Annotated in this window: 9 protein-coding genes; 7 read left to right on the top strand and 2 right to left on the bottom strand. The window is 65.0% G+C overall.

From position 1 onward, the window contains the following. Positions 1-298: 298 nt before the first annotated feature. The 4 genes from C2L80_RS12110 to C2L80_RS12095 are packed head-to-tail and all read left to right on the top strand — an operon-like array spanning position 299 to position 4,472. Positions 299-952, top strand: coding sequence for an MptD family putative ECF transporter S component (locus C2L80_RS12110; RefSeq protein ID WP_103263287.1), 654 nt, complete (start codon positions 299-301; stop codon positions 950-952). Between the two features lie 39 nt (positions 953-991). Next, positions 992-1,738 (top strand): energy-coupling factor transporter transmembrane component T, encoded by a 747-nt coding sequence (locus C2L80_RS12105; RefSeq protein WP_103263286.1) that lies wholly within the window; start codon positions 992-994, stop codon positions 1,736-1,738. A gap of 20 nt (positions 1,739-1,758) precedes the next feature. Further along, a complete protein-coding gene (locus C2L80_RS14465) occupies positions 1,759-3,483 on the top strand; it encodes an ABC transporter ATP-binding protein (RefSeq protein WP_239938975.1) in 1,725 nt (574 codons plus the stop codon). Further along, positions 3,462-4,472 (top strand): helix-turn-helix transcriptional regulator, encoded by a 1,011-nt coding sequence (locus C2L80_RS12095; RefSeq protein ID WP_129589960.1) that lies wholly within the window; start codon positions 3,462-3,464, stop codon positions 4,470-4,472. Before C2L80_RS14465 ends, C2L80_RS12095 begins: the two co-directional genes overlap by 22 nt. Here C2L80_RS12095 and asnB read toward each other — a convergent pair. Next, entirely contained in the window at positions 4,453-6,414 is a 1,962-nt protein-coding gene (gene asnB, locus C2L80_RS12090) for an asparagine synthase (glutamine-hydrolyzing) (protein ID WP_103263284.1), read from the bottom strand. The two genes, C2L80_RS12095 and asnB, sit on opposite strands and share 20 nt — an antisense overlap. Positions 6,415-6,508: 94 nt before the next feature. Further along, positions 6,509-7,534, bottom strand: coding sequence for a Fic family protein (locus C2L80_RS12085; RefSeq protein ID WP_092201079.1), 1,026 nt, complete (start codon positions 7,532-7,534; stop codon positions 6,509-6,511). Positions 7,535-7,738: 204 nt separating this feature from the next. Between C2L80_RS12085 and C2L80_RS12080 the strand changes: the two genes are divergently transcribed. The 3 genes from C2L80_RS12080 (at position 7,739) to C2L80_RS12070 (ending at position 9,857) form a co-directional block, all read left to right on the top strand. Next, the gene (locus C2L80_RS12080) at positions 7,739-9,034 is read left to right on the top strand and encodes a carboxylate--amine ligase (protein ID WP_087198647.1); all 1,296 of its coding nucleotides are present in this window, start codon (positions 7,739-7,741) and stop codon (positions 9,032-9,034) included. An 11-nt stretch (positions 9,035-9,045) separates the two neighbouring features. After that, positions 9,046-9,411, top strand: a complete 366-nt coding sequence (locus C2L80_RS12075) for a DUF1648 domain-containing protein (protein ID WP_103263283.1) — start codon at positions 9,046-9,048, stop codon at positions 9,409-9,411. Positions 9,412-9,497: 86 nt separating this feature from the next. Further along, entirely contained in the window at positions 9,498-9,857 is a 360-nt protein-coding gene (locus tag C2L80_RS12070; RefSeq protein ID WP_103263282.1) for a DUF1648 domain-containing protein, read from the top strand. The last annotated feature ends 65 nt before the right edge of the window (positions 9,858-9,922 follow it).

The raw sequence follows: 9,922 nt of genomic DNA, 5'->3' as shown, positions 1-9,922 counted from the left end.
CCCCAGATCCCGCCACCCAACCCCGCCGCCACGTGGCCGTTTCGCCAACATCCCTCCTTCAGCATGCTCCAATCCGTGCGGCTGTTTGGGGCTGTCGCGGCCGTTTGGAGTTGCCAACCGGCGCTCACTGCCTCATCATAGGGAACGTTCGCTCTGGTTAACTACGTTCCGGAACCTTCGCCAAGCGACAGTTCGGAAGGCGCGCCGCGCCGCCGGCACTGCCATGCCCCTTCGCTGGAAGGACGCAGCGGCAGCTGGCTGGCCAGCTGCGCGCCGCGCTTAGGAAAGGTGACGGTTCATGACACAGCAACAGCAGGGCGGCCCCGCCCCCATTCCCGCCAGCGGCAACGCAGCCGTCGGCGCACCCGCCGGCGGCAGACACCTTAACGGCAAGGACTTCATCAACATCGGCATCTTCACCGCGCTGTACTTCGTGGTGGTGTTCGCGGTGGCGTGCCTGGGCTTCGTGCCCATCCTCATGGCGCTCATCTGCGGCATCGTGCCGCTCATCGCGGGCATCCCCTACATGCTCTACCTCACGAAGGTGCGCAAGTTCGGCATGATCACCATTTTGGGCCTGCTCATCGGCATCATCATGTTCATCACGGGCATGGGCTTCTTCTCCATCGGTACCGGGCTCGTCTTCGGCTTGGCGGCCGACCTTATCTGGAAGTCGGGCGGGTACGCCGACGCGAAGCGGGGCATCGTCTCCCACGGCGTGTTCAGCTGCTGGATGGTGGGCAACTTCCTGCCGTTCTGGCTGACGGCGGACACCTACCTGACCACCGTACGCTCGCAGTACGGCGACGCCTACGTGACCGAGCTTATGGGCTACCTGCAGCCGTGGGCGTGCCCTTGCCTGTTGGTTGCAGCGCTGGTCACAGGTCTTATCGGCGGCTGGATCGGCTACAAGGTGCTGCGCAAGCACTTCAAGCGCGCGGGCATCGCCTGATTTCGGTCATTCGGTTCGGCTTTCGATTAAGGCGCGCCTGTGAAACTTCTCCAAACAGAGGGGGCCGAGCGCACCGTGCGGCTCGACCCCCGCACCAAAATGTTCCTGCTGTTGGCGGTGTCCACCGTGCTGCTTTTGGGCGGCTCCACCCCCGCCCTGCTGGCGGTGCGCGGCCTCATGCTGCTCTTCCCGTTCGGCTTGCTGGCGATTTCGGGGCGCTGGCGCGCGGCGCTTCTGCTGCTGGTTCTGTATTTCGCGTCGTACGCCCTGATGGCCGTCTCTCCCGGCATCCCCTTTTTGGCAACGGGCGTGCTGAACGCCGTCGTGGTGGGCTCCTGCACGGTGCTGACGCGCTTCGTGCCCACCGTCGCCACGGGCTACTTCGTGCTGTCCACCACCACGGTATCGGAGTTCATGGCGGCGATGGAGCGTCTGCGCGCGCCGCAATGGCTCACCATTCCGCTTTCGGTGCTGTTCCGCTTCTTCCCCACGCTGGCCGAGGAGGCACGCTCCATAGGCAAGGCCATGCGGATGCGCGGCGTCAGCCTTGCGCGGAAGGGCCCGCTGGCCCTGGTGGAGTACCGGCTCGTGCCGCTGATGGCGTGCTCGGTGCGCATCGGCGAGGACCTGTCGGCCGCCTCGCTCACACGCGGGCTGGGCACGCCGGGCAAGCGCACGAACATCTGCCGCATTGGTTTCCACTGGCAGGACGCGGCGGTGTTCCTCGTGTGCGCGCTGGCGCTGGGTCTGCTGCTGTTCGACCTGATGTGCCCGAAGGCGCTGTAGCGAAGGAGGCAACGGGGACTATGGCGGGAAAACCCACGGGAAACGACGCTTTGGCGCTGGACATTCGCGATGCCTCGTTCGAATACGCGGAAGGGCGTTCAGGCGCGGGCGTCTACGGCATCTCCCTGCAGCTTGAACCTGGCCAGGTGGCGCTTTTGACGGGCGCTTCGGGCTGCGGCAAAACCACCGTCACGCGGCTGGCGAACGGCCTCGTGCCGCATTACTACGAAGGCACGCTCTCCGGGCGCGCGCAGGTGGCGGGCGTGGACGTGTCGGCCGCTCCCCTGTACGAGACGGCGCGCGTGGCGGGCAGCGTGTTCCAGAACCCCAAAACGCAGTTCTTCAGCGTGGACGTGCGCGGAGAGGTGGCGTTCGGCTGCGAAAACCTCGGTCTTCCCGTGGAAGATATCGAGGCGCGCGTGGCCGCCCAAGCGAAAGCCTTCAACCTAGAAGATCTGATAGGGCGCAGCCTGTTCGATTTGTCGGGCGGGCAGAAGCAGCGCATCGCCTGCGCGGCCGCCACCGCGGCAAGCCCCGCCCTGGTGGTGATGGACGAGCCGTCCAGCAACCTGGACTTCGAGGGCATCGTCCGTCTGCGCGAGGCCATCCGGCATTGGAAGGCGCAGGGCTGCGCCGTGCTGGTGGCAGAGCACCGCCTGCATTATGTTGCGGATATGGCGGATGTGGTGCTGCACATGGAGAGGGGGCGCATCGCGCGGCGCTGGACGGGCGCGGAATTCGCCGCGCTGCCTGCGGACGCGTTGTGCGATCTGGGCTTGCGCGTGCGCCGCGTTCAGGATGCGTTCGCGGCGGCGGGCACCGCAAGCGCATCCCCTGCCGCGGAACCCTCCGAAGCCGAAGCCCCAGCCGCGCCGGCGATTTCGCCCTCCGAATCTGAAACTCCGGCTGCACCGACGGCTTCACCTTCCGAAGCCGAAGTTCAGGCCACGCCGGCGATTTCGCCCTCCGAAGCCGAAGCTCCGGCTGCGCCGACGGCTGCAGCTTCGCAAGCTTCCGCGCCGGCACTTGCCATCGACGATTTCCGCTTCGCCTACCGCCGCGGCGCGAACGCCACGCCGGCACTCGACATCGAGCACGCGGAACTCCCCCAAGGCGGCATCGTCGCCGTGGTGGGTCGCAACGGCGCCGGCAAGTCCACCTTCGCCGAAGCGCTGTGCGGCCTGAACCGCTGCGGAGGCCGGCTCACTGTCGGCGGGCGGGCGCACGGCCGCAAGCGGCGCACCCGCGCCAGCTTCATGGTCATGCAGGACGTGAACCACCAGCTCTTTGCGGAAAGCGTGCTCGACGAAGTGCAGCTTTCACTCGCCGAGGAGGACGAAGCACGCGCCCACGAGCTTTTGCGGGCGCTCGACTTGGACGATGTCGCCGACGACCACCCGCTCTCGCTTTCCGGCGGGCAGCGCCAGCGCGTGTGCGTGGCCGCGGCGCTTGCCAGCAAAAAGCCCTTGGTGGTGTACGACGAGCCCACGAGCGGGCTCGATCTGACGCATATGCGGCAGGTGGCGGCGCTGCTGCGGCAGGTGCGCGACACGGGCGCCACGCAAGTCGTGGTCACGCACGATCCCGAATTCATCCTTTCCTGCTGCTCGCAGGTGCTGGAGATGGAATCGGGGCGTATCATGGAAAACTATGCGCTGGATGCGGCGGGCATGCGGCGCCTGGAAGCCTTTTTCGCACGTGCGCAAGCGGTCGGAGGTGAGCCTTGGGAAAAGCGACCTATGTGACGGGGCTGGAATACCTGTCACGCCGCTACAACGACAACCGCATGGAAGCGGTAGAGCGCCGCGAGGGCTTCACGCGCTTCGACGCGCTGCTCGAGAACGGCGACAAGGGGAGGATCGACGCCTACACGCTGCTGCCGGGCATCCACCTGTTCTACAACGACATCCCGCAGGGCGCGTGCGATTGGAACGACAAGTCCTCGCGGGTGCTGCAGATCGAGCATTGCCGGCAAGGCTCCTGCGAACTGGTTTTCTCGGGTGGTTGGGGAGCCGTGTGCCGCCAAGGCGACTGCGCCGTGCACGATCACCGCGTGGTGAAGCGCCGCATGCGGTTCGCGCAAGCGCGCTATGTCGGCATCACCTTGGCGGTGGAATACGACGCCGGCGCGGCCACGCTCGCCGCCCTGCATCACGTGGCGGGGGTGGATTTCAAGCAGCTGTATGCGCGCTTCGCGCCGCAGTCAAACGGCGAGCGCCACCTTTTGTTCGCACCCGATGCCGAGATGGCCGCCCTGTTTGAAAGCCTGTACGATGTGGGCGGGCGCGCCCACGTGCCGCGCTTGCGCTGCAAGGTCCTGGAGCTGCTGGCGTTGCTTTCGGCAACCGAGAGCCCCCGATGGCAAGCGCCCTCGTACACGGGGCGCGACGGCGACGCCGGCCTGGAGAAGGCCCTCGCGCTTCTGGGCGGCAACCTGTCCGCGCCGGTGCGTTTGGAGGACGCCGCCCGCGCGGCCAATTTGGGCGCGACGGCGTTCAAAGAGCGTTTCGCCCGCGCCTTTGGCATAAGCCCCGCGGCGTACCGCCGGCGCTGCCGCATGGAGGAGGCGGCGCGCCTGCTGCAGGAAAGCTCGTTCGACGTGGCCGCCATAGCCGCCCACGTGGGCTACAGAAGCCCCAGCAAGTTCGCTGCCGCCTTCCGCCAAGCCCACGCCCAATCCCCCACCGCCTACCGCAAGGCGCTCCGCAACGCCCCTACGCCACCTGCGTCTTAGGTGCCAGTTTCTCGCTGCTCTCCCCGAAGAACACCTCGTACCACGTGAGGAAGCAGTAGATGTTCCAGATGCGCATCATCTTCAGCTTGCCGCGCCCTTCCACGGTGGAGAAGTCGGCCGACTTGTGGTCGTCGAGCATCTTCACCAGGTAGTCCACGTTGAAGAACTCGTGCGCGGCGTCGCTCGTGAACGCTTGCCTGATGCGGTTGTAGTACAGGTCGGTCTGCAGCCACACGGTGAGCGGCGTGATGAACGGCTGCTTGGGCATGTGCGCCACCTTCTTCTGGAACCCCAGCTTGCTCGCGGCCACGCGCAGCGCGTACTTGGCATGCTCGTCGGTCACGCGGCAGTCCGTGGGCAGCTGCAGCGCCACGTCCAGCACCTTCTTGTCGAGGAACGGCACGCGCAGCTCCAGCGAGTGCGCCATCGACATCTTGTCGGCCTTCAGGCAGATGTCGAAGGGCATGTAGCTCACCATGTCCACGTACTGCGTCTGCGTGATGACGTCGATGTCCTGTTTGGCGGCCTCGTCGAAGTGCGGCTTGCACCACTCCCACGGCTTGCACGGGCCCGCGTAGTCCTTCAGCACGTTGGGGATCTCGTCCCACATGTAGTTCATGCTCGCACGCTGGTAGCTCTTCTCCGGCCCGCCCGAGCCGCGCATGGCGAAGCGGCGGCCGTGGAACGGCGGCAGCTTCTCGGCGATGGCCCCGCCGAGCGCGCGCAGCGGCCGCGGCACGCGGAAGTACTTCTCGAACTCGTACTGGTCGTGGTAGATCCAGTAGCCGCCGAACAGCTCGTCGGCGCCCTCGCCCGACTGCACCACCTTCACCTGCTTGCGCGCCAGCTCGCTCACGAAGAAGAGCGGGATGGCGCTCGGCGCGCCCAGCGGCTCGTCCATGTGGTACTGCTCGGCGGGCACCACGTCGAGGAACTGCTCGGCCGTGACCTGCGTCTCGAAGTTCGGCAGATGCGCCCATTCGGCGAACGCGCGCGAGTCGTCCAGCTCGTTCAGCTTGATGTCGAAATCCGGCAGCGCATTGATCTCGGCCAGCTTGTCCTCGCAGCCGATGTCGTAGCCCACCGAGAACGTCTTCACGCCCTCGGCGTGCTGCCCCATGCAGTACGCGGCCAGCGAGCTGTCGATGCCGCCCGACAGGAAGCTGCCGATCTCCACGTCCGCGATCTCGTGCGCGGCCACCGACTCGTCGAACGCCGCGTTGATGGCGTCGGCCCACTCGTCGATGCCCTTCGAATCGTCAATCTTGTACGTGATCTTGTAGTAGCACTCGGTGCGCAGCTGGCCATCCTCGAGCACCATGAAATGCCCCGGCAGCAGCTTGTGCACGCCCTTGAACATGGTCTGCGAGTCGTTCAGGTACTCGAAGCACAGATACTGCGGCAGCTGCTCGCGGTTCAGCTCCTTCTTGAACGCCGGATGCGCCAGAAACGCCTTGATCTCGCTGCCGTAGATGAGGCGCGCGCCGTCGTGCTGGTAGTAGAAGGGCTTGATGCCGAAGATGTCCCGCGCACACACGAGGCGGCGGCGCTTCGCGTCCCAGATGGCGATGGCGAACATGCCGCGCAAGCGCTCGAACACATCCGTGCCCCACGCCTCGTAGCCGTGCACGATCGTCTCCGTGTCGCCGTGCGTCTTGAACGTGTAGCCAAGCGCCTCCAACTCGGCGCGCAGCTCTTGGAAGTTGTAGATCTCGCCGTTGAACGTGACCGTGACGGTGCCGTCCGCGTTCCGCATGGGCTGGTGCGAGCCCTCGAGGTCGATGATCGACAGGCGCCGGAAGCCCATCGCGATGTCGTCGTCCACGAAGAAACCCTCGTCATCGGGCCCGCGATGGATGATGCGGTCGGCCATGTCCTTCACGATGGCCCGGTTCGTCTCGGTGTCGTAATCGACCGCGGTGAATCCCACGAATCCGCACATGTGATAGCGCTCCTCTTCTGGTCATACGTATCCTTCGGTATGATACGCTAACCCGCCCGATCTCCCAAGACGACCAATGGAAACCCCATAGGGCTCAAACCTCGCCTTCGCATCCATTCCGCACGACCCATCGACCTCGTTTGTTCGAGCCTTCCCGCACAACGAGCCCTTCTTCCCGAAGCTGGCGAATGAGCCGTTGGGCTTGACGTGGGGAAACGCCCAAATCCTCGCCAAGCTTTTGCGCCGTATGATCGGGATGCGCCCGCAGGCTTTCGAGAGCTTGCGCCTTCCTATCGCTTGCCGCCGACCTCTTCGCCGTCGCCAGCGCGCACTCCGACGCAACCCCCTGCTCGACGTACGCGATCCTCGACGAAAGCTCCTCATCGAGACACGTGATAACCAGCTCCACGAAAGGATCTTGCTCGCCGTCCACCTGCCATGATTCGAGCGCCGCTCGGTATTCCAATGCATGATCCACTTTGATGGCGATAGGCGGGTACCCCCGACGTTCGAGCATATGGTTCAGCAGAAGCCGGCCCGTCCTCCCATTTCCGTCGGCAAACGGGTGTATGCGCTCGAACGCCGCATGAAACCATGCTGCGACGATAACGGGATGATACGCCTGACGGTACGTTTCCAGATCGCACAGCAGATCCGCCATGCACGGACGGATCTTGAGCGCGCCGACCGGAACCGTCCTCGAAGCCCTGATGAGCGCCGGCGCGTTTCGATAGCTGCCGCGTGCCCGCGGCTGAAGATCAAGAGCCGTCCTCTCATGCAAGTCCTTGATGAAATCCTCGCTGATCGGTCGCCTATCCTCAAGCGCACGCTGAGCGAACGCATGGCCTTCGAATATTCCACGAGCCGCTATCTGGTCGCGACCGGGTTTTCCGGAAACGAACTCGCCTTCATACACGATCTCAGTCTCCAGCAACGTGAGCGTGGAGCCTTCGATCGCGTTCGAGTTGTAGGCCATGCGAACAAGGAAGTCCCCGTCGTAGGAAGCGAGCGAGAGCTGCATCGCCTCAGAAAACGGACCGAAGGAGCGAAGCCGTTCCGCACGCGCATCGATCTGAGCGAGCTTTTCATAGCTGCGATCATGTATCACGACATCCAACATAGCCCATTTCACCTTCCATGTCGTATCAAATGCAATATTATCATGTAAACTACGCTTTATGTCGTAACAAAATGTCAAGTACTACGACAGTTGCAACGGTTTAGAATCGGAGAATCCGAGAATCCACCCATCGACATGGTATGATTGCCCTATGGCAGACGCTTGGCGAAGCATCGTACATGACCCATAAAGGAGACGTCCCCCATGACAACCCCAAACCCCCGCATCGCCTCCCCCGCCGACGTCGCGCGCCTTTTGCAGCCCGTCGTCGTGGGCGGGGACATCCTCGCGTACAGCTACGTGCGCGAGCTGCACCGCGCGTTCGACATCGAGCGCACCATCGTGCTGGCGACGCAGGACATCAAGATGCTCTCCACCAGCCGCTTCACCGACTACCGGCTGGAGCCGCACATCCACAAGCCCGAAGGGCTGTACGAGGCGCTCGAGCGCGTGGCCGCCGAGGAGCGCGCGGCGCGCCCGGAATGCGCGCTGCTCGTGCTGGGCTGCGACGACTGCCATGCGCGCATGCTCTCCGCCGGCAAGGCGCGCCTCGAGGCGGCGGGCTACGCGGTGCCCTACATCGACTTCCCCCTGCTCGACGACATCACGCAGAAGCGCCGCTTCTACGACCTGTGCGACGAGCTGGGCATCCCCTACCCGCGCACGTGGTACTTCAGCTGCGGCGAGGACGGCCCCGCCGAGCTGCCCACAGGCGACTTCCCCTACCCCCTCATCGCCAAGCCGTCGAACTCCGCGCAGTTCCAAGACGCGGCGGACACCATCGAGGGCTGGCGCAAGATCTACGAGATCGAAGGCCCCGAGGAGCTGGCGAAAGTATGGCGCAGCATCCGTAACTCGAAGTACGCGGGCGAGCTGGTGCTGCAGGACTTCATCCCCGGCGGCGACGACGCCATCCGCACGCTCACCACGTTCTCCGACGCCGCAGGCGAGCTGCGCGTCGTGTCGGGCGGCGTCGTGTGCCTGCAGGACCACGACCCCACGGCGCTCGGCAACCCGCTTTGCATCATGGGCGAGCGCGAGGAGGCCATCATCGACTGCGCGCGCCGCTTCCTCTCGCACGTGAGCTACCGCGGCTTCGCGAACTTCGATATCAAGTACGACGAACGCGACGGCACCTTCCGCTTCTTCGAGGTGAACACGCGCTGCGGCCGCAACACCTACTACCTGAGCCTCGGCGGGCAGAACTTCGCGGAGCTCATCGTGCGCGAGTTCGTGCTGGGCGAGAAGACGCCCTACCGCGAGGCGTACGAGCCGTTCCTCTACTGCTGCGTGCCCCGCTACGTGCTCGACCGCAGCATGGAGAACCGCGCGCGCCTCCAGCAGGCCCTCGACGTGATGGGCCGCACGGCCGAGCCCTACCCGCTGCACTACGCGCCCGACTCCTTCATGCACAACCTGTGGGCGCGCATCATGCACGCGAACCAAATCCGCAAGTTCAAGCGCTTCTACTGGGACACGAACGGCAAGCAGCTGAAGTGAGGAGCGGCGAAATGAAACCGAGAGAATGGCTGGGTTGGATCGCCCTCGTCCTGCTTCCCCTCGCGATAGATTTCGCGATGCTCGCCGCGCTGCCGCTTCCCGACACCATGGCCATGCACTTCGGCCTCGACGGCGCGCCTGACCGCTGGGGCTCCAAATACGAGCTTCTTATCATCGGCGGCATCATGAGCGGCGCGAACCTTGTGATGGCGCTCATGTACTGGAAAATCGAAGCGCTTTTCGCGATGGGCCTGGTGAACGGCGTCAAAACGATCCGGGGAGCAAGGATCGTCCTTTGGGCGACGGGGGCCCTCATCGCCGTGCTCACCGCAGGCGCAAGCATCTTCCTTGTCTCCACCGCCCTCGCAGCGGCATAAGGAAGGCAGCGCGGCGCCCTTTCCGCTCCGGAAAGCCCCTTGCAAGCCGTCTGCGCCAACTCGGACGCCAGAGAGGAGAAGGCCAGATGAGGAAGCGGGACGCGATCGCATGGGCTGCGCTCTGCGCCGCGCCGCTCATCGCGTTGGCGGTCGCGCTGAGCGTGCTGCCGGACACAATAGCGCTGCACTCCGGCCCCGACGGCAAGCCCGACCGCTGGGGCTCGAAGTACGAGATGCTGCCCGCAGCGCCCCTCCTCGCAGCCGTCAACGTGATGCTGGCCGTCTTCTATTGGAAGGCCGACGCGCTGTTCAAGGCAGGGGCCATGCACGGCGTCGGAAGCCCGGAAGACGGGCGCAGAGTGCTGTGGGCAGCGGGCGTCATCACCGCCGTCATGAACACCGGCATCGCGCTCGCACTCGCTTGCTCGGCCTCCTCGCCTGGGTGACCGTCGGCCCGAAGCGGTCGAAGCCCACATGGCACGAACCCTTTTTGCGCCGAACAGCGACCCCC

Origin of the sequence: Rubneribacter badeniensis, from assembly GCF_002899695.1 — a bacterium.
In the GTDB taxonomy this organism is placed as follows: Bacteria; Actinomycetota; Coriobacteriia; order Coriobacteriales; family Eggerthellaceae; genus Rubneribacter; species Rubneribacter badeniensis.
Note: the sequence above shows the minus strand (reverse complement) of the source record. Positions and strands in the feature narration are given on the sequence as shown.